Here is a 24,354-nt window from a genome sequence, read left to right as displayed (position 1 = left end):
CTATAGTAGGGTGGATCGTTGCCGGACCCCATGCCTCGTTACCCTTCGCCATTCCCGCCTCAGAAGCGAAACGTCCGCCCGGCGGCATCGCCGCCCCGGGCCGGTCGTTTTCTCGTCGTTTCGATGGCGTTGGCCGCCCTGCTCGTCGGTTGCGCCGGGGGCGCGGCGCTGGACCCGGAGGTTCTCCCGGTTCCCGTGCGGGAGGCGGACGGGACGATCCGCCACATCCCGGCCCGCCTTTGCCGCCCTCCTGGAACTGGTCCGGCGCGGCTGGTGGTGGTCAACCACGGCTCCCCCGGGGAAGGGCGCGCGGCGAGGTCCCGCTACCGGCTGCTGCCCTGCGGTTCCGCCGTGGCCAGGCACTTCCTGGCACGGGGGCAGGCTGTCCTCGCGCCCCTCCGCCGCGGCTACGGGGAGGATGCGGGCGCCTGGGCGGAGGATTTCGGGTCGTGCGGAGCGCCCGACTACGCCCGCGCCGGCCGGGAGACCGCGCGCGACATCCGCGCCGCACTGGAGGCGGTGCGCGGCCTGCCGGGCCTCGCGCCCGACGGAATCGCGGTGGTCGGCCAGTCGGCCGGCGGATGGGGCGTGCTGGCCCTGGCCGCCGACCCGCCGCCCGGCGTCTCGGCCCTGGTGGCGGTTGCGCCGGGCCGGGGAGGGCACATGCGCGGGGAGGCGAACCGGAACTGCAACCCCGGGCGCCTGGCGGAGGATGCCGGGCGCCTCGCCCTGCGCCCCCAAACCGATGCCCGGCCCGCCTTGCCGGTGCTCTGGCTGCACACGCCCAACGACAGCTACTTCGCGCCCGCCCTGGTGCGGGCGATGCACGCCGCCCATGCCGGGGCCGGCGGGCGGGCCTCCCTGGTGGAACTTCCCGCCTTCGGCAAGGACGGCCACGACCTGTTCTACGCCCCCGCCGGCGCCGCAAGCTGGGGGGCGCCGGTGGACGGCTGGATCGACGCGCATCCCTGAAGGGACCGCCCATAGCAAGGCGCCCGCGTGAAGGCACCCGCGTGAAGGCAGTTGCATCCGCGCTCCCGCGAGGGCACCTCCTGTGGCCATGACCGACGACACCGCACCACCTGGCACCGGCCGCCCGGACACCGCAGGCGCCCCGGAAGGCACCCGCGACAAGCTGGTCCGCACCAAGCAGCGCTGGGCCGAGGAAGGACGCCTTCTCACCGGCGCCGCCGGCGACCCGTTGCGCGACCGCCTGCCCCCCGGGCAGCGGCTGGTGACCGACTGGCCCGTGCTGGACCTCGGCATCCAGCCCGCCGTGGCCGAGGCCGCCGCCCGGCTCGACATCGACGGGCTGGTGGAAGCCCCGCTCTCCCTTTCCTGGGCCGAGCTGATGGCGCTGCCGCAGGAGGAGCGCCGCAATGACATTCATTGCGTCACCCAGTGGTCGCGCTACGACAACGACTGGCGCGGCCTTTCCGTGGCAGCCCTCCTGGCGCGGGCACGGCCGCGCGCGGAGGCCCGCTTCGTCACGATGGAGTCGCATGACGGCTACACCACGAACCTGCCCCTGGCCGATCTGGACCGCCCCGAGAACCTGTTGGCCACCCATTGGGATGGCGAGCCGCTCAGCCGACAGCACGGCGGCCCGCTGCGCCTCGTGGTGCCGCATCTTTACTTCTGGAAAAGCCCCAAGTGGATCCGGCGCATCACCCTGATCCCTGAGGACCGGCTCGGCTTCTGGGAGGTGCGCGGTTATCACGAGCGCGGCGACCCCTGGCAGGAAGAGCGCTATTCCTGAGCCGCGCGGCGAAGGCCGGGGAGACATCCTGGTCGCCATAGGCGCCAACCTGCCGGGCACCGATGGCGCCGCGCCCCTCGCCACGTGCCGCCGCGCCGCGGCCAGCCTGGACGGCATGCTGGGTCTTTCCCTGACTGCCCTGTCCGGCTGGTGGGAAACCGCGCCGGAGCCGCCTGACCCGGCCAGCCCCTGGTACGTGAACGGCGTCGCCCGCCTGCGCGGCGAGGCGGACCCGGCCGCGCTGCTGGCCGCGCTGCAATCCATCGAGGATGCGGCGGGCCGGGTGCGCCCCTATCCGAACGCCCCGCGCACGCTGGACCTCGATATCGTGGCCATGGGCCGGCTGGTGCGCGCCGCACCCGACCCCATCCTCCCCCATCCCCGCGCGCATCTCCGCCGCTTCGTGCTGGTGCCCCTGGCGGAGGTCTGGCCGGACTGGACGGACCCGGCGGGGGGACGTAGCGTTTCCGAACTGATCCGCGGCCTGCCGGACGCCCCCATGCGCCCGGTGGGATGAGCTTGTCCGTGGACGGCCTTGCCTTTGGTGGTCCGCCTCTCTATTTCACCCTTTCGCCCCGTACACAGCCTCGTGCATATCTAAAGGGAGTCCGCCATGGCCCGCGTCACGGTCGAGGACTGCATCCTCCAGGTTCCCAACCGCTTCGACCTCGTCCTGCTGGCGGCCCAGCGCGCCCGCGCCATCTCGCGCGGCGAGGAGCTGACGATCGATCGGGACAACGACAAGAACCCGGTCATCGCCCTGCGCGAGATCGCCGACCAGACGGTTGAGCTCGGCGGACTGGAGCAGGACATCATCAAGTCCCTGCTGCGCGCGCCGGAGCCGGAGCCCGTGGAGGAGGAGGTGATCGACCTGATCGCCACCGACGAGAACATCTTCGGCGTCATGGACGTCACCGAGGAAAGCGCGGCCGAGGCCGGCATGCAGGTCGAGGACATGTCCGGAGACGACCTGGAAGCCGCCATCGCGGCCGAACTCGGCGGCCGCCGCTGACCGGCGCCAGCACCCCCCGATGAACGACGGCGCCGGGATCCCTTCATCTCCCGGTGCCGTTCCGGGCCCCTTCTGGGAGCCCGAGGGCGTGGGCGGGCGTGCCCCCGGCCCGACGATTTCCGCCGGCACGACGGCCGAAGCCGATCCCGGCCGCGCCCTGGCGGCCCTCGTCACCGGCTATGACCCGCGCGCCGATGGCGCGATGATCGAGCGCGCCTACCGGGTTGCCGAGAGTGCCCACCGCGAGCAGAAGCGCGACAACGGCGACCCCTATATCGGCCACCCCGTGGCCGTCGCGAACATCCTGGCCGGCTACCGGCTGGACGCCGCCACCATCGCGACCGCCCTGCTCCACGACACGGTGGAGGACACCGGCATCACCCTGGCCAACCTGTCGCGCGACTTCGGATCGGAGATCGCGCGGCTGGTGGACGGCGTGACGAAGCTGACCCGGCTCGAGCTGCAATCCGAGCGCACCAAGCAGGCCGAGAACTTCCGCAAGCTGGTGCTGGCGATGAGCGAGGACATCCGGGTCCTCCTGGTCAAGCTCGCCGACCGCACGCACAACATGCGGACGCTCCACTTCGTTCCCCAGCAGCACCGGCGAGAGCGCACGGCGCGGGAGACGATGGAGATCTACGCCCCGCTCGCCGAGCGCATCGGCATGCAGGCGGTGAAGGACGAGCTGGAGGACCGGGCGTTCCGGGAGCTTCAGCCCGACGCCTCACAGACCATCACCGCCCGCCTTTCCTTTCTCCGCGGCCAGGGCGCGGACCTGATCGCAGAAATCGCCACCGACCTCCGCCGCCGCCTGCGCGACGCCGACGTGCCCGTGATCGACATCCAGGGCCGCGAGAAGTCCGCCTATGGCATCTGGCTGAAGATGCACTCCAAGAAAGTCGAGTTCGAGCAGCTCTCGGACATCATGGCCTTCCGCGTGGTCACCGACGACAAGGCGAACTGCTACGCGGCATTGGGGGCGGTCCATTCGGCCTATCGCGTCGTCCCCGGCCGCTTCAAGGACTACATCTCCACCCCCAAGCCCAACGGCTACCAGTCCCTCCACACGGGGGTGACGGTGCCCGAGCGGCGGAACGCCAAGATCGAGGTGCAGATCCGCACGCCGGAGATGCACGAGGTGGCGGAGTTCGGCGTCGCCGCCCACTGGATCTACAAGCAGGGCCCGGACGGGGTGGTGAACGCCGCCCGGGACCGCAAGCGCTTCCCCTGGGTCAAGGACCTGCTGGAGATCCTGGAGAATGCCGGCGAGGCGCAGGACTTCCTGGAGAACACCAAGCTCGCCCTTCACCAGGACCAGGTCTTCTGCTTCACGCCCAAGGGCGACCTGATCGCCATGCCGCGCGGCGCGACGCCGGTCGATTTCGCCTATCACGTCCATTCCCAGATCGGTGATTCCTGCGTTGGCGCGAAGATCAACGGCCGCATCGTGCCGCTGCGCCACCAGCTCGAGAACGGCGACCAGGTCGAGATCATCACGGCGCGCGGCGGCACGCCCAACCCGGCCTGGGAACGCTTCGTCGTCACCGGCAAGGCGCGCGCCCGCATCCGCCGCACCGTGCTGGCCCGCCAGCGCGAGGAAAGCCGCGAATCGGGCCGCCAGGCCATCGCCCGCGCCTTCCGCCAGGAAGGCCTCGACTTTTCCGAGAAGATCGCCGAGCCCGCCGTGAAGGCGCTCAAGCAGCCGGGCTTCGAGGAGCTCTGCGTCGCGGTCGGCAACGGAAACATCACGGCGCGCGACGTGCTGCACGCCGCCGTGCCGGAGCTTCGCGGCCCGCCGCGCCCGGCGGTCACCGGGCTGGAGGCCCTCGCCCTCACCCGCGCCCGCGGCAAGCCCGGCTCCACCGTGCCCCATCGCGGCCCGCGCGAGCGGGAGGTGGCGCACGGCATCACCGGGCTCGTCTCCGGGATGGCCGTCAGCTTCGCCGGCTGCTGCCACCCCGTGCCCGGGGACCGGATCGTGGGCATCGTCTCCACGGGACGCGGCGTGACCATCCACAAGCAGGAATGCCACACGCTGGAGGCCTTCGCGGCGACGCCCGAGCGCTTCATCGACGTGGACTGGGACACCCAGCCCGGCGCCGCCGGGGAGCACGTGGCGCGCCTCTCGGTGGTCACCTCCAACGAGGGCCCGGCCATCGCCGGCATGACCACGGCCATCGCCAAGCAGGACGCCCGCATCCAGTCGCTCCGTTTCCTGCACCGCGCCTCGGACTTCGCGGAGCTGAACGTGGACCTGGAGGTGAAGGACCTCCGCCACCTGTCCAGCGTGATCGCGGCGTTGCGCTCCCTTCCGGGAATCGAGCAGGTGGAGCGGGCGAAGTCGTGATCATCGGTCTTGGCAACGACATGGTGGACATCCGCCGGATCGAGCGCACCATCGCCCGCCACGGCGACCGCTTCCTGGAGCGCATCTTCACCGAGGCCGAGCGTGCCAAGGCCGAGCGCCGGGGCGAGCGGATGCGGGTCGCGACCTATGCCAAGCGCTTCGCCGCCAAGGAGGCGGCCTCCAAGGCGCTGGGCACCGGCTTCCGGGCTGGCGTGTTCTGGCGCGACCTCGGGGTGGTGAACCTCCCCTCCGGCCAGCCCACCCTGCGCATGACCGGGGGCGCGGCAGCTCGCCTCGCCCAGCTCACCCCGCCGGGCCAGGCGGCGCAGGTGTCGCTCACCATGACCGACGAGTATCCCTACGCCGAGGCCGTGGTGATCATCTCGGCCGTGCCCCTCGCCTGAGGGGGGTTCCTTGACACAAGCGCCCATCTGGCGCACCCAACGCCCCTGCGGCGGCCCGACCCGAGCCCCATCCATGGGTTTTGGGAGCGTTCGGCCGGCCGGTTGGGGCCGCGAGCATCACCACCATGACCAAGAAGTCCTCCGGCGGCTGGCTGGAGAGCCTGAAGACGATCCTCTACGCGGGCCTCATCGCCGTCGGCATCCGCACCATCGCCTTCGAGCCGTTCAACATTCCCTCAGGCAGCATGATCCCCACCCTGCTGGTGGGCGACTACCTGTTCGTGTCCAAATACTCCTACGGGTACTCCCGGGCCTCGCTGCCTTTCAGCCCGAACCTGTTCCGCGGCCGTGTCCTGGGCAGCCTGCCGGCGCGCGGGGATGTCGCGGTGTTCAAGCTCCCGCGCGACGGCGTGACGGACTACATCAAGCGGATCGTCGGCCTGCCCGGCGACCGCATCCAGGTCCGCGGCGGCATCCTCCGCGTGAACGGCACCCCGGTGAACCGCGTCCGCATCGGCCCCTACACCGTAGAGGGTGACGGCCCGCGCCTGACGGTCAATCTGTTCCGCGAGACCCTGCCGCCCAGCAACAGCGCGCCCGGGCGCACGCACGAGATCCTGGAGGCCTCCGACGACGGCCCCTACGACAACACCCAGGAATTCGTCGTCCCCGCCGACCACGTCTTCGCCATGGGCGACAACCGCGACAACTCGCTCGACAGCCGCGCCACCAGCTATGTCGGCTTCGTGCCGGTGGAGAACCTGGTGGGCCGGGCGGAGTTCATCTTCTTCTCCTGGGACGGCTCGGCCAGCTGGTGGGAGGTGTGGGCCTGGCCCTTCGCGGTCCGCTGGTCGCGCATCTTCTCGGGGATCCGCTGATGGTTTCCTGCCCATGAGAGCCGGCCCGTGAAAGCGCCTGTCGCAGCCCTGGCCACGCGGCTGGGTCACGACTTCAACGACCCCGCCCTGTTCGAACAGGCGCTCACCCACCGCTCCGCCGCCGACCCCAAGCGCAACCAGCTCGACTCCAACGAGCGGCTGGAGTTCCTGGGCGATCGCGTCCTCGCCCTCCTGATGGCCGAGTGGCTGTCGGAGCGCTTCCCGCAGGAGCGCGAGGGGGAACTCGGCAAGCGCCTGGCCGTGCTGGTCGCGGCGGACACCCTGGCCAAGGTCGGCGATTCGATCGGTCTTTCGGCCGCGCTCCGCATCCCCCCCGCCGAGGGCCGCACCGGCCTGCGCCAGCGCGCCAACGTGCTGGCCGACGCGACCGAGGCCCTGATCGGCGCCCTCTACCTCGACAGCGGGCTGGACAAGGCCCGCGCCTTTGTTCGCCGCGAATGGACGGGGTTCATGGAGGCCGATGTATCGCCCCCGATGTCGGCGAAGAGCCGCCTGCAGGAATGGTCGCTTGGCCGCGGCCAGGGCCTGCCCGAATATGTTACCGTGAGCGCGGAGGGCCCCTCCCACGCGCCGCTCTTCACCGTCAGCGTCCGCGCCTGCGGCAAGACCGCCGTGGCCTCGGGCGACAGCAAGCGGGGCGCCGAGCAACTGGCCGCCGAGGCCCTGCTGAAGGAGCTCGCCCGTGGCTGACGAATCAGAGGCCCCCCCGGGCGACGAGCCCGGTGCGGTTCCCGCCCAGCCCACCCGCGCCGGCATCGCCGCTGTGCTGGGAGCGCCCAATGCAGGCAAGTCCACGCTGGTGAACCGGCTCGCGGGGGCCAAGGTCTCGATCGTTTCCAACAAGCCGCAGACCACGCGCTTCCGGATCCGCGCCATCTTCAATGAGGGCCCGGCCCAGGTGGTGCTGACCGACACCCCCGGCATCTTCGCCCCCCGGCGCCGGCTGGACCGTGCCATGGTCGCGGCCGCCTGGGGCGGCGCGCAGGACGCGGACGTGGCGATGCTGGTGGTGGACGCGCGCGCCGGCCTCACCGAACCGCTGCGCGCCATCATCCGGAGGCTCGCCAAGGGCACGCCGCCTCTCTGGCTCGTGCTGAACAAGACCGACCTGTTCGACACCAAGCGCCTGCTGCCGCTCACCGCCGAACTGACCGCGCTGCTCTCCTTCGCCGAGACCTTCATGATCTCCGCCGAGACCGGCGACGGCGTGGACCGCCTGCGCACCCGGCTTTGCGAGGCCGTGCCGCCCGGCCCCTGGCTGTTCCCCGAGGACGAGCTGTCGGACGTGACCGACCGCATGCTGGCCGCCGAGATCGTGCGCGAGCAGATCCTGCGACAGACGCACGAGGAGGTTCCTCACCACGCCACGGTGGAAACCGAATCCTGGGCCGAGCGCAAGGACGGCTCCGTGCGGATCGACTGCACCATCTATGTCGGCCGCGCCTCGCAGAAGGCCATCCTGATCGGCGACCGCGGATCCCGCATCCGCGAGATCGGCCAGCGCGCCCGGGCGGAGCTGACCAAGCTGCTGGAGCGGCCCGTCCACCTGTTTCTCAACGTGAAGGACCGTCCGGGCTGGGACGAGGAGCGGGGCCGGCTCCGCGCGCTCGGCCTGGAGGACCTGGACTAGCCTGCTCCTGCCGCCGCGGAACCGGGCACGCAGGACCGGTGGGCGGAGGAGCCACCTTCAGCTCCGCCGCCTCTCCGGCCACCCGCCCGGGGGCGGCACGCGCCCTCAGGCGAAGTGGGACGCCATCTCGGCATCGGCGATGTTGGTCAGGTCCTTGGACATGGTCTTCTCCACGACGGCCGAGGCCTGCTTGTTCAGCCCCTCGCGGATTTCGTGCAGGATGGAGGGCGAGGCCGCGATCACCAGCGAGGCGGTCTGCCCCAGGCGCACGCCCTCGTTCAGGTAGTCGGCCACCGCCCGCCCGAAGCGGCCTTCCGCCTGGTCCTTCGGGTTGGCCCTCGGAGCCTTGAGCTGGCTGACACCCGAATCCGCGTCCTCCACCACGTTGCCCCGGCCGGATGCATCGAAGCTGTGCTGCGTCCGCATCCCGCCTTCGCCGCCCACCAGCACCCGCGCCTTCTGGCCATCGGCCACCACGTACCAGGTCGCGCCCTGCTTGCTCATCGTCGTCGTTCCTTTGCCTGCGGCCACCGGCCGGGAGCGTGAACAACGGGCGACCGGGCGAATCAGCGGCACCGCGCCGGCGCATGGCCGGGATGGGCGGGCAGGGCAGGGGCGAAAGCCGGTCCCGCCCCGTGGCGCCCGCCGCGGCGAACCCCCATCTTGTCCGCATGGAATGGACTGCTCCGGGCATCGTGCTGGAGGCCCGCCCCCTCGGGGAAGGCGGCGCCGTGATCACCCTCCTCACCGAGGAGCATGGGCGGCATGGCGGCCTCGCCAAGGGCGGCGCCTCCCGCGCGCAGGCCGCGACCTGGCTGCCCGGCAACCTCGTGGAGGCCCACTGGGTCGCCCGCCTCTCCGACCAGCTCGGCGCCATCAGCGGGGAGCTGGTGCACCCCACCGCCGCCCTGGCCATGGAGGATCCGCTGGCCCTTGCCCTGCTGTCCTCCGCCTGCACCGTGGCTGCCGAGGCCCTGCCGGAGCGCGAACCCCATCCCGCCGTCTTCCGCGCCCTCCTCCCCATCCTCGCCCATCTTCAGCAGGGGGCGGAGGAGGTGATCCCCGACTACCTGCACTGGGAGGTGCTGCTTCTCTCGGAGCTCGGCTACGGGCTGGACCTCGCCCGCTGCGCCGTGACCGGCGACACGCGGGACCTGACCCATGTTTCCCCGAGATCCGGTCGCGCCGCACGGGCTGACATCGCCGCCCCCTATGCCGACCGGATGCTTCCGCTGCCCGCCTTTCTGCGGGACGCCACCCTGCCGAGCGGACCCACGGACTGGTCCGCGGCGCTGCGCGTGACCGGCCACTTCCTGGCCCGCGACGCCTTCGGGACGCGGCACCGTCCCATGCCCGCGGCGCGCGAGGCGCTGGCGGACCGGATCGCCACCAGGGCGGGGGCGGGGGCGGGGGCCGGGCAGGCGGAAGCGGCGGGGATGGAAGCCGAGGCACCGCCGCCGGCCTGAGTCCCGCCGCTCTCAGGGGGCGGGGCGCACCAGCACCAGGCTGAACTCCCCTGCCTTGTCCTCCAGCAGCCGCACCCGCAGGAAGGCGGGCCGCGGCTCCGCCGGCACGTCCAGGCGCGAGGCGAGCCCATCGCCGTCGTCGTTCTCGGCCAGCACCGTGCCGGAGGCGTCCAGCAGCTCCATCACCGTGTCCAGCCCCGCGCCGAGGTCGAAGGTCATGGCGATCGCGGCACGCCCGTCGAAAGGCAGGGCGATCACGGCCGGCTGCCCCGCCTCCGCCCGGATTCGCACGGCCTCGCCGATCACCAGGGCCGGCCGCCGTGCCGCCTCCTCGATCCCGGTCGAAGCCCCCGCCGTTCCGCTGCCGGACGCGGCCATCACGGCCAGATCGAAAGCGCCCCTTGCGTTGTTCAGCAGCGTCGCCCGCACAAACGCCGCCTGCCCCCGCGCGGCGCCGGTCGCGATGCGGGAGGCCAGGCCCCCGCCGCCGTCGTCGTCCTCCGCCACCACCGCTCCGTTCGCGTCCAGCAGCGCGAGCACGGTGTCCGCATCCCCCTCCAGGTTGCGCGTCACCACCGTCACCGCCTGATCCTCCGGCAGGGCGAAGATCGCCTGTCCCTGCCGTCCCAGCACGATCCGCACGGATTGCCCGGGCGAAAGCGGCCCGCGCGCCCGCGCTTCCTCGGCCGTGGTCGGGTAATCCGGCGGCGGCATGGCCGCCTCGCGCTCCAGCACCACCTCGAACCGCCCGGTCCCGCTCACCAGGGAGGCACGCAGGGTCAGTGGCCCCGCTGCCGCTTGCCCCACCGGCAGCAGGGAGGCCAGGCCCTCGCCGCCGTCGTCGTCCTCGGCCAGCACCGTGCCCGCCGCATCCAGCAAGGCGAGGGACGTGTCCGCGCCGCGCGAAAGCTCGCGCGTGCGTGCCACGAGATTGCTCCGGTCGTCCGGGAGGCGGAAGAAAGCCTCCTGGTTGCGCCGCAGCCGGACGCGCGCGGGCTGCCCAAGCTCCAGCGGCGGGCGCCCCGCGGCATCGGCCTGGGTGGCGCCGAAATCGGCCGGCGGCTCGGCGGGGATGCGGGTCAGCACGACCTCGAAGCGCCCGCCGGCATTCTCCAGCGTGCCGGCCCGCACCAGGGCCGCGCCATCCCCGGGCTGGATCTCGACGCGGGAGGCCATGCTCTCCTCTCCGCCGTCATCGTCCTCCGCCACGACCTCGCCGCGCTCGTCGAGCACGGCCAGCACGGTGTCGGCGTTGCGGGCCAGGGCGCGCGTGACGACCGCCCAGGCCTCCCCGGCCTCCGGCGCCACGCGGAAAAAGGCCTGCTGTCCGCGCGACAGGCTCACCCGCACCGGACGGTCCGGCGCGAGCGGCGGCACGCGCGCCGCTTCGGCCGCGTTCAATCCATAGGGGCGGGCCGGCTGCGCCGGGCGCGCGGGCGCGACGGGCGGCGGGGCGGAGGAGGGTGGCGCCGGGCTCTTCAGGGCTCCGCCCTGCACCGGGCGGAGCAGATCCTGCGCCACCGCGCCGGACGCCAGCGCTCCCATGGCCAGCACAAGGCAGCCGGCCCGCCCGGAAGCGGGCAGTCCCCATCCACGCCGCGCCATGCAACACCCTCCGCTTCGTTGCGACGGTGCTAACCTTGCCGCTGCCCGGCCGCAACCCGAACCTGTGCGGAGCCCTCATCCCCTGGCGCCGCGGCGCGCACCCTGCTAGAAAAGGGAGCGCTGGAACGAAGAGAGAACAGGGCCCTGCCGACCATGCCCGATGACCTGAAGACCATCCCCGAAGGCGGCCGGATCAACGAGACCCCGCTCGCCGGCGCGCTGTCCGAGCGCTACCTCGCCTATGCCATGTCCACCATCATGTCCCGCTCCCTGCCGGACGTGCGGGACGGGCTGAAGCCGGTTCACCGCCGGCTTCTCTGGGCCATGCAGCAGCTCAAGCTGGATCCCGCCGGCGGCTTCAAGAAGTGCGCGCGCGTCGTCGGCGACGTCATCGGCAAGTATCACCCGCACGGCGACACCTCCGTCTACGAGGCGCTGGTCCGCCTCGCACAGGACTTCGCCGCCCGCTATCCGCTGGTGGAGGGGCAGGGGAACTTCGGCAACATCGACGGCGATAACGCCGCCGCCATGCGCTACACGGAATCCAAGCTCACCGAGGTGGCCAAGGCGCTGCTGGACGGCATCGACGAGGACGCCGTCGATTTCCGTCCCACCTATGACGGCGAGGAGCAGGAGCCGGTGGTGCTGCCGGCGGCCTTCCCGAACCTGCTGGCCAACGGCTCCAACGGCATCGCGGTGGGCATGGCCACCTCCATCCCGCCGCACAACGCTGGCGAGGCCTGCGCCGCCGCCCTCGAACTGATCCGCAACCCGGGCGCCACCACGGCCGAGCTGCTGGCCCATATGCCCGGCCCGGACTTCCCCACGGGCGGCGTCATGGTGGAGCCCGCCGACAGCATCCTCCAGGCCTACGAGACCGGCCGCGGCGGCTTCCGCCTGCGCGCGAGGTGGGAGGTGGAGAAGCTCAAGAACGGCACCTGGCAGGTGGTCGTCACCGAGATCCCCTACCAGGTCGGCAAGTCCCGCCTGATCGAGCAGATCGCCGAGCTTCTGGAGGCCAAGAAGCTTCCGCTCCTGGCGGACGTGCGGGACGAGAGCACCGACAAGGTGCGCATGGTTCTGGAGCCCAAGACCCGCACCATCGAGCCCGCGATGCTCATGGAAAGCCTGTTCCGCGCGACCCCGCTGGAATCGCGCATCCCGCTCAACATGAACGTGCTGGACGCCTCGCGCACGCCGCGCGTGATGGGCCTGCGGGAGGTGCTGCGCGCCTGGCTGGACCACCGGCAGGTGGTGCTGGTGCGCCGTTCCTCGCACCGGCTGGCCGCCATCGAGCGCCGGCTGGAGATCCTCGACGGCTACCTGATCGTCTACCTCAACCTGGACGAGGTCATCCGCATCGTCCGCGAGGAGGACCACCCCAAGGAAGCGCTGATCCGCACCTTCGCCCTGACGGACAACCAGGCCGAGGCCGTGCTGAACATGCGGCTGCGCGCGCTGCGCAAGCTGGAGGAGATGGAGATCCGGCGCGAGCACACGAAGCTCACCAAGGAGCTCAAGGGCCTCCAGCGCCTGCTTTCCAGCGATAAGGCCCAGTGGACCCGCATCGGCGAGGAGATCGAGGAGGCCCGGCAGAAGTTCGGCTCCGGCGCCCTGGGCGACCGCCGCACGATGCAGACCGAGGCCGTGGCCGTTGCCTTCGACGAGGCCCAGTTCGTCGAGCGCGAGCCGATCAGCATCATCCTGTCCGAGAAGGGCTGGCTGCGCGCGGTGAAGGGGCACATCGAGCCCACGGTGGAGCTCCGCTTCAAGGAGGGCGACAGCCTCGCCCTGATGCTGCATGCCGAAACCACGGACCGCATCGGCCTGCTCGCTTCCAATGGCCGCGCCTACACGGTCAAGGCCGATTCCATCCCTCGTGGGCGGGGTGACGGCCAGCCCGTGCGGCTAATGGTGGAGCTCGGGAACGAGGACTCCATCCTGTCCGCCTTCGTGTTCCGCGAGGGCCAGCGCTTCCTGCTCGCCTCCGCCACGGGCCGTGGCTTCATGTGCAAGTCCGAGGACCTTCTCTCGGAGAAGCGGACGGGCAAGCAGATCCTGGTGGTGGATTCCCCCGACACCCTCGTCGCCTGCGCCCCGGTGGAGGGCGACACGGTGGCGGTGATCGGGGAAAACCGGAAGCTCTTGGTCTTCCCGCTCGAGCAGGTGCCGGAGATGACGCGCGGGCGCGGCGTCGCACTCCAGGGCTACCGCGACGGCAAGCTGTCGGACGTGAAGGTCTTCGCCAAGGCCGATGGCCTCACCTGGCAGCTCGGCGGCCGCACGCGCACGGAAACGGCGCTGGCCCCCTGGCGCGGCAACCGCGGCGGCGCCGGGAAGATGCCGCCCAACGGCTTCCCCAAGTCCAACCGCTTCGACGGGTGATGCCGGGCCGGGATCGCGAGGCTCTGGCTGGCGCCATCCTCGGCCATCCGGCCTGGGATGGTTTCTTCGACGCCGCGCCGCCCGACCATGGCTTTCCCGACCTGCGTGCAGCCCGCGTCCACGGCACCGGGGCGGAGGATCTTGCGGCACTGGCCGCGCTCGGCATCCATGTCGAGGGCGCGGGCGGGGAAGGGAACCTGATCCTGCTCGACGGCGGGCAGGGCGGACACAATCTCCGCCTCCGCCTCAACGGCCGGGCAGGCGGCATCGTGGTGCTGGGTTCCGAGTGCAGGCTGGCCGGCAGCATCGGCTTCGAGGGGAACGGGCATCTCCTGGTCTGCAACGGCCGCGGCACGCTGCACGTCACCGCCACCTTCCGCCACCACGAGGGCGCGCTCTTCCTCGGCCGGAACTTCACCGTGAACGGGGCGGATTGCCTGGTGGAGGGGCCGCGGCGCAGCATCGTCGTCGGCGACGACGCGATGGTGTCCTACCGCGTCCAGCTCCGCACCAGCGACAGCCACGGCATCGTCTCGCTCGATCAGCCGTCGGGCGCGCTGAACCCTCCCGCCAGCATCCGCATCGGTCCTCATGCCTGGATCGGAGCGGATGTGGTCGTGGGCCGGGGCGTGACCATCGGACGCGGCGCCATCGTCGCGCTCGGCACCATTGTCACGCGGGACGTGGCGCCCTGCACCCTCGTTGGCGGCGTGCCGATGCGCGTCCTGAAGGAACGCGTGACGTGGACACGCGCTTCGCAGCCAAGCCCGGAGGAGGCGGCGGCGGCCATCGCCTTCGCGGCGCGGGAGAGCTGAGCGGCCCTGATCCGCCGGTTCCCGCGGCTTGCGGACCGGCCACCGTGCCGGCCGGACGTCCTTTGCCGGCAGGCTGGGCTTCCAGACGCAGCAAGCTGAAGCGGAGGCGTTGAGCCGAAGGAAAGTTCTGCTGGCCTCTCGCGAAGCTGAGGCGCACCGCGCGAAACGCAGCGAGGCGGCGGGAGAACACGTCAGCAGACGGTGGCGAGGAAGGAACCCCTTCTTTCCCGGTCCCTCGCAGCCGGCGGCCGCCGCGCAAAGATCAGCGCTAGGCGACGCTCTCCGGCACCAGCTCCGCGATCGGCGGGACGCCGTCGCGCAGCGGGTGCCAGGCGCCATGGGTCAGGATCTCGCTGGGCTTGAAGCCGGCCTTGTAGGCCATCTTGGCGCTCTGCGGCACCCAATAGCCCAGGTACACATAGGGCAGCCCAAGCGCCCGCGCCCGGTCCACCAGGTGCAGGATGGCCAGCGTTCCGAGCGAGCGCCCCGCATGGTCCGGCTCGAAATAGGAGTAAACCGCGGAAAGGCCGTCCTTGAGCCAGTCCGTCAGGCAGGCGCCGATCAGCCGGTCCGGCGCCTCGCGGAACTCGATCAGCATGGTGGTGATCGGAGTGTCCTCCACCATCGCGCGATAGTCGTAGAAGCCCATGGCGGCCATGTCGCCGTCCCGGTGCCGCGCGCGCTGGTAGCGCTGGAACAGCGCGAACTGCTCCGCCGTCGCCCGTGCGGGCACCTCCTGGGCCACCACCCCGGAGTTGGCCTTCAGCACGCGGCGATGCGTGCGGCCCGGCGCGAAGTCGTCCACCACGATCCGGATGGGAATGCAGGACTGGCAGCCCGGGCAAACCGGCGCATAGGCGATGTTGTGGCTGCGGCGGAACCCCGCGCGGGACAGGCGGTCGTGCAGTGCCTCGCCCTCCGGGCCGGAAAGCTCGGTCACGACCTTTCGCTCCGTCCTCCCGCTCAGGTAGGGGCAGGGCAGGGGAGCGGTGGTGTAGAAGAACTGCGGGCGTCGTTGGGCACGGTGCAGCATTCGGGTTCCACTCTCGGCCGAACCGGGGCCGCCGTCCATGGCTAGCGCAACGCCTCCGCCGGGGTTTCGGCTTCTTTCCATCACGGCACCAGCTTCAGCACCGCGACCGTCGGCGCCCGCGCGCCGAGCGGCACCGGATTGCCCGCCACCCAACCCGCGTTCATGTCGCGCCAGTGCGGCGAGAAGGGGTTGCCCGACTGCCCCGTGGCGATCGAGGCCATGACTCCGTCCGGGGAGGCCATGTCCATCACGATCCGAAGCCCCGGTCCGTGGACATGGGAGAAGTCCCGGGCCAACCCGCCGCGGTTCACCGTTTCCCCATCGCCCGGCGTCGGCGCCTCGATCCGCGTCCACTCGGCCAGCCCCGGCACGAAGCGCAGCAGCGGGTGCTCCAGCCGCACCCGGTGAGCATCGCCCCAGCGCCAGTTCGCGGGCTCCGTCCCGAGGCGCTCGGCCAGCCCGGCCACGGCCGCCTCCATCGCGCGGCCCGACAGCGCGGCGCAGCCGCCCTCGCCGCACCAGCCCGCTCCTTCGGGGGACAGCAGCATCCGCAGGAACTCCGGCCCGGCGCCGAAGGCGCCCTCCGGCACACCGCCCGCGGCCAGCGCCAGACGGCCCAGCTCGCGGGTCCAGGCGTTGAACACCAAGGGCTGGGCCAGCTCCGGCAGCATCGCGCCATCCCAACCCTGGATCAGGTCGCGCGCGGCGCCCGCCATGCCCTCCGGCCGCGGCGGTGCCATCAGCAGCGGCATCATCTCGCGCGCGAAGAGGCTGACGGCATCGGCCTGCATGGCTGCGAAGTCGGCGGACGTGTGCCGGGGCCGGGCGCGCAGCATCTCCCCGATGCGCCGGAAGCGCCAGTCGCCGAACCAGTCGCGCCCGAGGAAGGGCTGCGCCCCCGGCGGCTGCACGCGGTTGTTGGCATTGGCCAGCACGCCGCCCTCGGGCCGCACCACATGCGGCATGGCCTCGAAGGGCACCCATCCCGTCCAGTCATGCGCGCCGTCCCAGCCCGGCACCGGCATGGAGCCGTCCCCGGCCGCGCGCAGGGGCGTCCGCCCCGTCAGGAACATCGCGATGTCCCCCGCCGCATCCGCCACCATCAGATTCTGCGCGGGGGACGCGATGAGGGAGGCCGCGCCGCGGGCGTCCTCGATCGAGGTGGCGCGGTTCAGCGCCAGCAGCCCCGCCGCCTGGGTATCCCTGGGCGCGAGACTGGCCATGGAAACCGCGAGCACGCTGCCCTCGGGCGGTGTCTCGTCCAGGTCGGAGATGACCGGCCCGTGCCGCGTTTCCCGCACCCGCAGCACCTGCTCCTCGCCGCCCCGCACGGCAATCCGTTCCTCCCTGACGGTGAAGGGCCGCGGACCATCGGGGGTGTCGTAGGCGTCGGGCCCCGCCAGGCGCTCGATGAACACGTCCTGCGTGTCCGAATGGGTGGTGGTGAAGCCCCATGCCAGCCGCTCGTTGCGGCCGATCACCACCATCGGCACGCCCGGCGCCGTCGCCCCCGCCAGGAAGCGTCCCTCCGGCAGCTCGATCCGGACGAGGTACCACAGGGCGGGCGCCCCAAGCGCGAGGTGCGGGTCCGAGGCGAGCAGCGCGCCGCCGCTGGCCGAGTGGGACGGCGCCACCGCCCAGGCGTTGGAGGCCGACTCCGGAAGCGGCGCGTCCTCGCCCCAGCGCGGCGTCGCCGCCAGCAGGCCAGCGAGCCTCTCGGGTGTGGGGAGCGCGGCGAGGTCCGGGCGGCCGGCGCTGTCGTCCGATGGCCAGAGCTGCCGGAGACGTTCCGGCGAAAGCACCGTCGCGAGCCGTGCCCGCTCGGTCTCCGTCCGCCAGTTGCCCGACAACCAGAGCCCCATCACCTTGCCCCAGAGGAGGCTGTCGGCGGCCCGCCAGGGCTCGGGCTGGCCGAATGGGATGAATTCGGGCGCGGTGTATCGCCCATGGGCCGCGACCCAGCCGTTCACCCCCGCCGCATAGGCCTCCAGCAGCTCGCGCGCTTGGCCGGGCAAGGCGGCCAGGTCCTCCTCGGCGCGCTGGCGCAGGCCCAGGGTGCGCATGAAGCGGTCCAGGCGGAGGGTGGAGGAGCCGGCGATCTCGCTCAGCCGGCCAGCACCCCCGCGCCGCGTCATCTCCATCTGGAACAGGCGGTCCCGCGCGTGCAGCGCGCCCATCGCCATGGCCGCGTCCCGTTCATTCGCCGCCCGGATGCGGGGAATTCCACGGGCGTCGAACCCGATCTCCACGGGAGCGGAAAGTCCCTCCAGCTTCAGCACCTCGGCGTCGCCGGGTTGGGTGACCCAAAGCAGCACCCCGGCGCCGATCGCCGCCAGAAGGGGCAGCGCGAGGATCACGAGGAAGGCGCGGCCAAGCCAGCGCAGGAGAGTTCGGTGAGGAGGCCGGGACGGCCCGGGTGTCAGAGGCATGCCGGCCATATGGCCCCCGCCCGCGCGAAGGACCAAGGGCGCGCCGCGCTCCCGTCCCTCAGTGCCGCACCGCCAGGGCCAGTGCCTGGCGCAGCCCCTGCAGGTCATACGGCTTTCGAAGCAGGGGCAGCCCCGCCGCCGCCACGCGGGATGGCGCCCCGCCATAGCCGCTGGTCAGAAGCACCCTGAGGCCCGGCCGCTCGCGCTCGATCGCCCGCGCCAGGTCCAGCCCGTCCATCTCGCCGGGCATCAGGACATCCGTGAAGACCAGGTCCGCCTCCAGCCCGCCCGCCAGTTTCCCCAGTGCATCCGCGGCCCCCGTCGCCCGCACGGCGGCGTGCCCCAGGTGCTGCATCATGTCGAGCACCAGCGCCGCCACAGCCTCGTCGTCCTCCACCACCAGGACGCGCAGGGCGGTGTTCTCCGCCGCCTCCGACGCGCCTGCCCGGGCGGAAAGCGAGGCCCGCGCCGCCTCGGCCGCCTCGGACGAAGCCCGTGGCAGGAGCAGCGTTACGCAGGTCCCGTGCCCGAGGCGGCTGCCCACCCGGGCCGCCCCCCCGCTCTGCCGCGTGAAGCCATAGACCTGCGCCAAGCCGAGCCCGCCCCCGCCACCGGACTTGGTGGTGAAGAAGGGCTCGAACGCCCGTGCCACGGCCTCGGGGGACATGCCCGTGCCGGTGTCGGACACCTCGAGCCGCAGGAAGTCCCCGCGCAGCCCCTCCGGCTCCTCCGTCCCATCCAGCGTCACGTTGCGCGCCGCGATCCGCAGCACGCCCGCGCGCTCCATCGCGTCCCGCGCGTTCAGGGCCAGGTTGGTGACCGCCAACTCCATCTCCGAGGGATCGGCGTGCACGGGCCAGAGGTCGTCGGGCGCATCGATCTCCACCGCCAGATCGGCCCGGAGGGAGCGCGACAGCAGCGCCCCGATCTCCCTGAGCCAGGGGCCCAGCGCAACCGCTTCAGGCCGCAGGGCCTGGCGGCGGGCAAAGGTCAGCAACCGCCGGGTCAGGTCCGCGCCGCGCTCGGCCGCCGCCGCGATGCTGGCGGTCAGCCGCGCCCGCCGGGCCGGGTCCTCGGCCCTGGCCAGCAGCGAGGCCCCGGCGGTCACCACGGCCAGCAAATTGTTGAAGTCATGCGCCACCCCGCCCGTCAGCCGCCCCAGCGCCTCCAGCTTCAGCGTCTCGGTCAACCGCGCCTGGGCGGCCTCGCGCGCGGCCACCTCGCGCTCCACCTCGCGCCGGAGATTCTCGTTGGCGTCGCGCAGCGCGAGCTCGGCCCGCTTGCGGGCGGTGATGTCGATGCAGAGCCCGACCAGCCGCAGCGGCGCGCCGGCCGCGTCCCGCTGGAGTCGCCCACGCCCCGAAAGCCAGAGGACGCCCCGCCGCGGGTGCCGCGTGCGGTATTCGACCTCCCAGTCCGGCGCCGCCTGCTCCTGGCAGCCGCGCACGGCACGCTCCACCGCCGCGCGGTCCTCGGCGTGGATCCCCTCCATCCAGGCCGGGAACGAGGCTTCCGCGTCACGCTCGAGGCCCAGCAGCTCCCGGTATTCCTCGGACCAGCTCATGGTCCCCTCGGCGATGTTCCAGTCCCAGGATCCCGCCCCGGCGTGGCGGTGCGCGAGCCGCACCCGCTCCTCGCTTTCGCGCAGGGCGGCGTCGATGGCGACCAGTTCTGCCCGACGTTCCGCCACCTCCTGCGCCAGCGCCGCGTTGGCGTCCTCGAGCTCGGCCGCGAAGGCGGACAGGTCGCCCAGTGCCGCGCCCAGGGCACGATCGTCCTCGTCCGAGGCGGCCAGACGGGCCGAGGCCAGAGCCCGTCCCGCCGCCGCCTGCCGCTCGGCCGAGCGCAACCGCAGCGCAAGCCCTGCCGCCTCCGCGCGCGATTCGGCCAGAGCCGCCCGCAGCACAGCGATCTCCGGATCCCCGCCGCCCTTGCCGCCCGAATGGCCACCCGGGGTACCTTTCGACGGGCCGTTCCTCGCTGGCGCGTGCTGTTGCACCGAACCTCCACCGCCAAGATGCTGGCCTCGAAGAACGGCCGAGCGGGCGGGGAGTTCGGCAGCACCGCGAGCACGATCCCGGGCGGCCGGTGCCCCGCCGGAGGAGGGGACGTGGACGGCCCGTTGCGCCGGGCGCGCGGCCTATCCTACCATCCGCCCGCGCATCGAACGGCGGTTCGGTCATCGGACACAGCAGGGGCTTGGCCACCATGATGAGCGCGGACATGAACGACCGCCTGACCCGGGTCGGCCCTGGAACCCCTGGCGGCGGGCTGCTCCGGCGCTACTGGCAGCCGGTGGCGCTGATCGAGGAGCTGGACGGCCCGCGCCCCGTCCGCCCGATCCGCGCGCTGGGCCAGGACTTCGTTCTGTTCCGCGACGAGGCCGGCACCCTCGGCCTGATCGACCGCGCCTGCCCGCACCGCGGCGTGGACCTCGCCTATGGCCGGCTGGAGGATGGCGGGCTGCGCTGCCCCTTTCACGGCTGGCTCTTCGCCGCCGACGGACGCTGCCTGGACACCCCCGCCGAGCCCGAGGGCAGCACCCTCTGCCAGCGCATCCGTGCGCGCTCCTATCCGGTGCAGGTCCGCGCCGGGATCGTCTTCGCCTGGCTGGGCGAAGGGGAAGCCCCCGCCTTGCCCGCCTTCGATTGCTTCGTGGCGCCCGACACCCACACCTTCGCCTTCAAGGGCCTGATCGAGTGCAACTGGCTGCAGGCGCTGGAGGTCGGCATCGACCCCGCCCACGCCTCCTTCCTGCACCGCTTCTTCGAGGACGAGGACGCCGGCGCCGCCTATGGCAAGCAGTTCCGCGGCGCCTCCGACGGATCGGACCTGCCGATGACCTATGTGCTGCGCGAGTTCCCGCGCCCGCGGATCGAGGTGGAGAGCACGGACTACGGCCTGCGCCTCACCGCGCTGCGCCGCATCAGCGACGCGACGACGCATGTGCGGGTCACCAACCTCTACTTCCCCCAGGCCTTCGTGATCCCGATGAGCGCGGAGATGACCATCACCCAGTGGCATGTCCCGGTGGATGACACGCGCTGCTACTGGGTGGCCATCTTCACCAGCTTCGCGGCGCCCGTGGACCACGCCCGCATGCGTGCCCAGCGGCTGGAGACCTATGCCCTGCCGGACTACCTGCCGCGCCGCAACCGGACCAACGAATACGGCTTCGACCCGCAGGAGCAGGCCAGCCAGACCTATACGGGCATGGGCCACGACATCAACACGCACGACCAGTGGGCGGTGGAAAGCCAGGGTGCCATCCAGGACCGCACGCGGGAAAACCTGGCCTCCACCGACAAGGCCATCGCCGCCAACCGCCGCCTGCTGCTGCGCGCCATGGCCGCGGTGGAGGAAGGCCGCCCGCCGCTGCTCGCCATCGGGGAGGAGGAGGCCGCACGGCTGACCGGCCCCGCCACCATCGACGGCATGGCCCCCACCGAGGGCTGGGAGGCGCATTGGCGCGACGCCGTCGCCCGCCGCCGTGCCCAGGCCCCCTGGGCTCCGCCCGCGCTGACGCTCGCCGCCGAGTGAACGCCAATCCCCGCATGAGCTTCGCCGACCAGCACGGGATCGGTGGCGACGACGCCCGCCGGCAGGCCCAGGATGTGCTGCGGCGGATCGAGGCCGAGGGCATCGGCGTGCTCCGCCTCTCCTGGCCCGACCAGCACGGGATCCTCCGCGGCAAGACGGTTGTCGCGGCCGATGCCGCGCGCGCGCTGCGCGACGGCATCGCCATGACAACGACCATGCTGCTGAAGGACAGCGCCCACCGCACGGCCTGGCCCGTCTTCTCCGCCGGCGGGGCGCTGGGCATGAAGGAGATGGAGGGTGCGGCCGACTTCCTGCTGCTGCCCGACCCCACCAGCTTCCGTGTCCTGCCCTGGGCGCCGCACACCGGCTGGATGCTCTGCGACGCCTATTTCGCCGATGGCCGGCCCGTGCCGCTGTCCTCCCGCCACCAGCTTCGCCGGGCGCTGTCGCGCGCCGCCGGTCTCGGCTTCGGCCTCACCACCGGTGTGGAGCTGGAGTTCCACCTGTTCCGCCTGCTCGACCCGCACCTCGCGCCGGAGGATGCCGGCCAGCCCGGCACGCCGCCCGCGGTCGCGCTGCTGACCCAGGGCTACAACTACCTGACGGAGAGCCGCTACGACGCGCTCGACCCCGTGCTGGAGATCCTGCGCCACGCGCTCGAGTCCCTGGAGCTGCCGCTGCGCTCCATGGAGGTGGAGTACGGGCCGAGCCAGGTGGAGTTCACCTTCGACGCGCAGGACGCCATGGCCTCGGCCGACACCGCGATCCTGTTCCGCTCCGCGGTCAAGCAGGTGGCCCGGCGCCACGGCTACCATGCCAGCTTCATGTGCCGTCCGCGCATCCCCAACGTGATGTCCTCCGGCTGGCACCTGCACCAGTCGCTGTGTGACGCCGCCACGGGGCGCAACGCCTTCGTGGGGGAGGGGGGCGCGCTGCTGTCCGACACCGCGCGCCACTATCTCGGAGGCCTGCTGCACCACGCGCGGGCGGCGGCGGCCTTTTCCACGCCCACGATCAACGGCTACCGCCGTTACCGCCCGATGTCGCTCGCGCCCGACCGCGCGGTCTGGGGCATCGACAACCGCGGCGTCATGGTGCGCGCCCTCGGCCGCCCCGGGGACCGCGCGACGCGGCTGGAGAACCGCGTGGGCGAGCCCGCGGCCAACCCCTACCTCTACATGGCCTCCCAGCTCCATTTCGGCCTGGACGGCATCGAGCGCGCCCGCGCGCCCGGCCCGCCCGCCGACGCTCCGTATGACATGGAGGCACCGTTGCTTCCCCGGAACCTCGCCGAGGCCCTGGACGCGCTGGACAGCAACCAGACGGCGCGCGAGGCTTTCGGCACGGGCGTCATCGACTGGTTCCTGCGATTGAAACGCGCCGAGATCGCCCGCTTCGAGGCGGAGGTCTCGGACTGGGAACAGCGCGAATACTTCGAACTCTTCTAGGAAACGGTGGTCATGGCGATCCTGGAGCTGGAGGCGGTCGAGAAATCCTTCCCCTCGCGTGGCGGGCCGGCCATGCTCGCCATGGATCGCATCACCCTTTCCGTGCGGGACGGCGAGTTCCTCTCGATCCTCGGGCCGTCGGGCTGCGGCAAGTCCACCCTGCTGCAGATCGCCGCGGGGCTGATGCCGCCCACCGCCGGAACGGTGCGGGTCGCTGGCCGCCGCATCAGCGCGCCGCCGCCGGAAGCCGTCTATGTCTTCCAGCAATACGGCCGCTCGCTCCTGCCGTGGCGGACGGTGCGCGACAACGTTGCCTTCGCCGTGGAGCACCGCGCGGGCGTGTCGAAGGGCCAGGCGCGGGAGGCCGCCGACATCCAGCTCGCGGCCGTCGGCCTCACCGGCTTCGGGGACCACTTTCCCTGGCAGCTCTCGGGCGGCATGCAGCAGCGCGTGGCGCTCGCCCGTGCCCTTGCCGCCGAGCCGAAGATCATGCTCCTGGACGAGCCCTTCAGCGCCGTGGACGCGCTCACCCGCCTCGACCTCCACCGCCTGATGCTGGAGCTATGGGAAAAGCGCGGCCTGACCGTCGTGCTGGTCACGCATGACGTGGAGGAGGCGGTTGCGCTGTCCGACCGCGTGGCACTGCTGACCAAGCGCCCCTCCACCATCGCCCGCATCGTGGAAACCGGACTGCCCCGCCCGCGCGACGCCGTGGAGGTGCGCGAGACGCCCCGCTTCCTCGAACTGCGGCACGAATTGTTGGATGCCCTACTGACCCGGCATGCCCCCGGGGGCGCCCATGCGGCCTGAGAAGCTCCTTCGCCTCCTTCCCGGCCTGCTGTTCCTCGCGCTGCTCATCGCCGCCCTGGAATGGGCGGTGAATGCCGGCGTGATCCGCCGCGCCCTGATGCCGCCGCCCTCCGCCATCTGGGATGTGCTGAGCGACCTCGTCGCCTCGGGCGAGGTCCTGGGGCCGCTCACCTCCACGCTGCGCCTCGTCTTTATCGGTTTTGCCATCGGATCGGGGATCGGCATCGCGCTCGGCACCGCCATGGCCTGGTGGGCGCCCGCCTACCGCCTGCTGGAACCGCTGGTGGAAATGGTCCGGCCGCTTCCGAAATCGGCGCTCGTGCCGCCGCTCATGCTGTTCCTCGGCATCGGCGACACGATGAAGATCACCTCCGTCGCGCTGGCCGTCACCTTCCCCGTGCTGGTGAACACCTTGCAAGGCGTGCGCGGCGTGGACCGCGTGCTGCTGGACGCGGCGCGCACCCATGGCTGGGGAACGGCGCGGGCGCTCCGGTACGTGGTGCTGCCGGCGGCACTGCCCTTCATCCTGGCGGGAATGCGGACCAGCCTCGGCCTCGCGCTCATCATCGCCGTGCTGTCGGAGATGCTGACGGGGCAGGGGGGGCTCGGCTTCCTGATCCTGGACATGCAGCGCTCCTTCCTGATCCGCCAGATGTACGCCTGGCTGGTGATCCTGGCGCTGGTGGGATTGGCGCTGAACGCCCTCTTCGCCTGGGCGGAAGCGCGCGCGCTGCACTGGCAGACCCGCAACCTGTAAGTGAGGAGACAACGA

General features: G+C 72.0%; 21 protein-coding genes. 16 read left to right on the top strand and 5 right to left on the bottom strand.

What is annotated here, in order from left to right; all coding sequences use genetic code 11:
* Window positions 1–123: 123 nt before the first annotated feature.
* The 9 genes from ACFFIC_RS24165 to era all read left to right on the top strand — a co-directional run bounded on the left by ACFFIC_RS24165 (window position 124) and on the right by era (window position 8,051).
* Window positions 124–972, top strand: a complete 849-nt coding sequence (locus ACFFIC_RS24165) for an alpha/beta hydrolase family protein (protein ID WP_377055184.1) — start codon at window positions 124–126, stop codon at window positions 970–972.
* A gap of 88 nt (window positions 973–1,060) precedes the next feature.
* Window positions 1,061–1,759 carry a sulfite oxidase-like oxidoreductase gene (locus tag ACFFIC_RS24160; RefSeq protein ID WP_377055182.1) on the top strand — a complete coding sequence of 233 codons (699 nt, stop codon included), beginning with the start codon at window positions 1,061–1,063 and terminating at the stop codon, window positions 1,757–1,759.
* Window positions 1,752–2,276 carry a 2-amino-4-hydroxy-6-hydroxymethyldihydropteridine diphosphokinase gene (gene folK, locus ACFFIC_RS24155; protein ID WP_377055732.1) on the top strand — a complete coding sequence of 175 codons (525 nt, stop codon included), beginning with the start codon at window positions 1,752–1,754 and terminating at the stop codon, window positions 2,274–2,276. Before ACFFIC_RS24160 ends, folK begins: the two co-directional genes overlap by 8 nt.
* Window positions 2,277–2,372: 96 nt before the next feature.
* The gene (rpoZ, locus tag ACFFIC_RS24150) at window positions 2,373–2,771 is read left to right on the top strand and encodes a DNA-directed RNA polymerase subunit omega (protein WP_377055180.1); all 399 of its coding nucleotides are present in this window, start codon (window positions 2,373–2,375) and stop codon (window positions 2,769–2,771) included.
* Between the two features lie 19 nt (window positions 2,772–2,790).
* Window positions 2,791–5,118, top strand: a complete 2,328-nt coding sequence (locus ACFFIC_RS24145) for a RelA/SpoT family protein (RefSeq protein WP_377055178.1) — start codon at window positions 2,791–2,793, stop codon at window positions 5,116–5,118.
* Window positions 5,115–5,522 (top strand): holo-ACP synthase, encoded by a 408-nt coding sequence (acpS, locus tag ACFFIC_RS24140; protein WP_377055176.1) that lies wholly within the window; start codon window positions 5,115–5,117, stop codon window positions 5,520–5,522. Before ACFFIC_RS24145 ends, acpS begins: the two co-directional genes overlap by 4 nt.
* A gap of 125 nt (window positions 5,523–5,647) precedes the next feature.
* Window positions 5,648–6,400, top strand: coding sequence for a signal peptidase I (gene lepB / locus ACFFIC_RS24135; RefSeq protein WP_377055174.1), 753 nt, complete (start codon window positions 5,648–5,650; stop codon window positions 6,398–6,400).
* A 27-nt stretch (window positions 6,401–6,427) separates the two neighbouring features.
* On the top strand, window positions 6,428–7,111 hold the full coding sequence (gene rnc, locus ACFFIC_RS24130) for a ribonuclease III (protein ID WP_377055172.1): 684 nt from the start codon (window positions 6,428–6,430) through the stop codon (window positions 7,109–7,111).
* A complete protein-coding gene (gene era, locus ACFFIC_RS24125; protein ID WP_377055170.1) occupies window positions 7,104–8,051 on the top strand; it encodes a GTPase Era in 948 nt (315 codons plus the stop codon). The genes rnc and era overlap by 8 nt, the downstream gene beginning before the upstream one ends.
* Window positions 8,052–8,156: 105 nt before the next feature.
* Here era and ACFFIC_RS24120 read toward each other — a convergent pair whose 3' ends face one another.
* On the bottom strand, window positions 8,157–8,555 hold the full coding sequence (locus ACFFIC_RS24120) for a host attachment protein (RefSeq protein ID WP_377055168.1): 399 nt from the start codon (window positions 8,553–8,555) through the stop codon (window positions 8,157–8,159).
* Window positions 8,556–8,722: 167 nt separating this feature from the next.
* On the opposite strand from ACFFIC_RS24120, the gene recO reads away from it, so the two are divergent.
* A complete protein-coding gene (gene recO, locus ACFFIC_RS24115; protein ID WP_377055730.1) occupies window positions 8,723–9,517 on the top strand; it encodes a DNA repair protein RecO in 795 nt (264 codons plus the stop codon).
* A 12-nt stretch (window positions 9,518–9,529) separates the two neighbouring features.
* Here recO and ACFFIC_RS24110 read toward each other — a convergent pair whose 3' ends face one another.
* Entirely contained in the window at window positions 9,530–11,122 is a 1,593-nt protein-coding gene (locus tag ACFFIC_RS24110; protein WP_377055166.1) for a hypothetical protein, read from the bottom strand.
* Window positions 11,123–11,275: 153 nt separating this feature from the next.
* Between ACFFIC_RS24110 and parC the strand changes: the two genes are divergently transcribed.
* Window positions 11,276–13,507 carry a DNA topoisomerase IV subunit A gene (gene parC / locus ACFFIC_RS24105; protein ID WP_377055164.1) on the top strand — a complete coding sequence of 744 codons (2,232 nt, stop codon included), beginning with the start codon at window positions 11,276–11,278 and terminating at the stop codon, window positions 13,505–13,507.
* Complete coding sequence (locus ACFFIC_RS24100) at window positions 13,507–14,322, top strand: acyltransferase (RefSeq protein WP_377055162.1); 816 nt, start codon at window positions 13,507–13,509, stop codon at window positions 14,320–14,322. Before parC ends, ACFFIC_RS24100 begins: the two co-directional genes overlap by 1 nt.
* 268 nt (window positions 14,323–14,590) lie before the next feature.
* Here ACFFIC_RS24100 and ACFFIC_RS24095 read toward each other — a convergent pair whose 3' ends face one another.
* From ACFFIC_RS24095 to ACFFIC_RS24085, 3 genes are all read right to left on the bottom strand, one after another.
* The gene (locus ACFFIC_RS24095) at window positions 14,591–15,355 is read right to left on the bottom strand and encodes an arginyltransferase (protein ID WP_377055160.1); all 765 of its coding nucleotides are present in this window, start codon (window positions 15,353–15,355) and stop codon (window positions 14,591–14,593) included.
* A gap of 80 nt (window positions 15,356–15,435) precedes the next feature.
* Window positions 15,436–17,784, bottom strand: coding sequence for a penicillin acylase family protein (locus ACFFIC_RS24090; protein ID WP_377055158.1), 2,349 nt, complete (start codon window positions 17,782–17,784; stop codon window positions 15,436–15,438).
* A 58-nt stretch (window positions 17,785–17,842) separates the two neighbouring features.
* Window positions 17,843–19,690: a PAS domain-containing hybrid sensor histidine kinase/response regulator gene (locus ACFFIC_RS24085; protein ID WP_377055156.1), complete on the bottom strand. Its 1,848-nt coding sequence runs from the start codon at window positions 19,688–19,690 to the stop codon at window positions 17,843–17,845.
* A 317-nt stretch (window positions 19,691–20,007) separates the two neighbouring features.
* Here ACFFIC_RS24085 and ACFFIC_RS24080 point away from each other — a divergent pair, with 317 nt between their 5' ends.
* The 4 genes from ACFFIC_RS24080 to ACFFIC_RS24065 are packed head-to-tail and all read left to right on the top strand — an operon-like array spanning window position 20,008 to window position 24,339.
* Window positions 20,008–21,324: a Rieske 2Fe-2S domain-containing protein gene (locus ACFFIC_RS24080; RefSeq protein ID WP_377055154.1), complete on the top strand. Its 1,317-nt coding sequence runs from the start codon at window positions 20,008–20,010 to the stop codon at window positions 21,322–21,324.
* A gap of 14 nt (window positions 21,325–21,338) precedes the next feature.
* Window positions 21,339–22,772 carry a glutamine synthetase family protein gene (locus ACFFIC_RS24075; RefSeq protein ID WP_377055152.1) on the top strand — a complete coding sequence of 478 codons (1,434 nt, stop codon included), beginning with the start codon at window positions 21,339–21,341 and terminating at the stop codon, window positions 22,770–22,772.
* Between the two features lie 12 nt (window positions 22,773–22,784).
* Window positions 22,785–23,582, top strand: a complete 798-nt coding sequence (locus tag ACFFIC_RS24070; protein ID WP_377055150.1) for an ABC transporter ATP-binding protein — start codon at window positions 22,785–22,787, stop codon at window positions 23,580–23,582.
* Entirely contained in the window at window positions 23,572–24,339 is a 768-nt protein-coding gene (locus ACFFIC_RS24065) for an ABC transporter permease (protein WP_377055148.1), read from the top strand. Before ACFFIC_RS24070 ends, ACFFIC_RS24065 begins: the two co-directional genes overlap by 11 nt.
* Window positions 24,340–24,354 lie beyond the last annotated feature (15 nt).

The sequence above is a fragment of the Muricoccus vinaceus genome (genome assembly GCF_042433125.1).
Taxonomy (GTDB): Bacteria; Pseudomonadota; Alphaproteobacteria; order Acetobacterales; family Acetobacteraceae; genus Roseomonas; species Roseomonas vinacea.
This window is presented reverse-complemented; position numbering and strand designations above follow the sequence as displayed.

Coding starts and splice junctions, on each gene's coding strand:
- ACFFIC_RS24165 (WP_377055184.1), top strand. CDS start 124: ATGGCGTTGGCCGCCCTGCTCGTCGGTTGCGCCGGGGGCGCGGCGCTG.
- ACFFIC_RS24160 (WP_377055182.1), top strand. CDS start 1,061: ATGACCGACGACACCGCACCACCTGGCACCGGCCGCCCGGACACCGCA.
- rpoZ (WP_377055180.1), top strand. CDS start 2,373: ATGGCCCGCGTCACGGTCGAGGACTGCATCCTCCAGGTTCCCAACCGC.
- ACFFIC_RS24145 (WP_377055178.1), top strand. CDS start 2,791: ATGAACGACGGCGCCGGGATCCCTTCATCTCCCGGTGCCGTTCCGGGC.
- lepB (WP_377055174.1), top strand. CDS start 5,648: ATGACCAAGAAGTCCTCCGGCGGCTGGCTGGAGAGCCTGAAGACGATC.
- ACFFIC_RS24120 (WP_377055168.1), bottom strand. CDS start 8,555: ATGAGCAAGCAGGGCGCGACCTGGTACGTGGTGGCCGATGGCCAGAAG.
- recO (WP_377055730.1), top strand. CDS start 8,723: ATGGAATGGACTGCTCCGGGCATCGTGCTGGAGGCCCGCCCCCTCGGG.
- ACFFIC_RS24110 (WP_377055166.1), bottom strand. CDS start 11,122: ATGGCGCGGCGTGGATGGGGACTGCCCGCTTCCGGGCGGGCCGGCTGC.
- parC (WP_377055164.1), top strand. CDS start 11,276: ATGCCCGATGACCTGAAGACCATCCCCGAAGGCGGCCGGATCAACGAG.
- ACFFIC_RS24100 (WP_377055162.1), top strand. CDS start 13,507: ATGCCGGGCCGGGATCGCGAGGCTCTGGCTGGCGCCATCCTCGGCCAT.
- ACFFIC_RS24095 (WP_377055160.1), bottom strand. CDS start 15,355: ATGCTGCACCGTGCCCAACGACGCCCGCAGTTCTTCTACACCACCGCT.
- ACFFIC_RS24090 (WP_377055158.1), bottom strand. CDS start 17,784: ATGCCTCTGACACCCGGGCCGTCCCGGCCTCCTCACCGAACTCTCCTG.
- ACFFIC_RS24080 (WP_377055154.1), top strand. CDS start 20,008: ATGAACGACCGCCTGACCCGGGTCGGCCCTGGAACCCCTGGCGGCGGG.
- ACFFIC_RS24075 (WP_377055152.1), top strand. CDS start 21,339: ATGAGCTTCGCCGACCAGCACGGGATCGGTGGCGACGACGCCCGCCGG.
- ACFFIC_RS24070 (WP_377055150.1), top strand. CDS start 22,785: ATGGCGATCCTGGAGCTGGAGGCGGTCGAGAAATCCTTCCCCTCGCGT.
- ACFFIC_RS24065 (WP_377055148.1), top strand. CDS start 23,572: ATGCGGCCTGAGAAGCTCCTTCGCCTCCTTCCCGGCCTGCTGTTCCTC.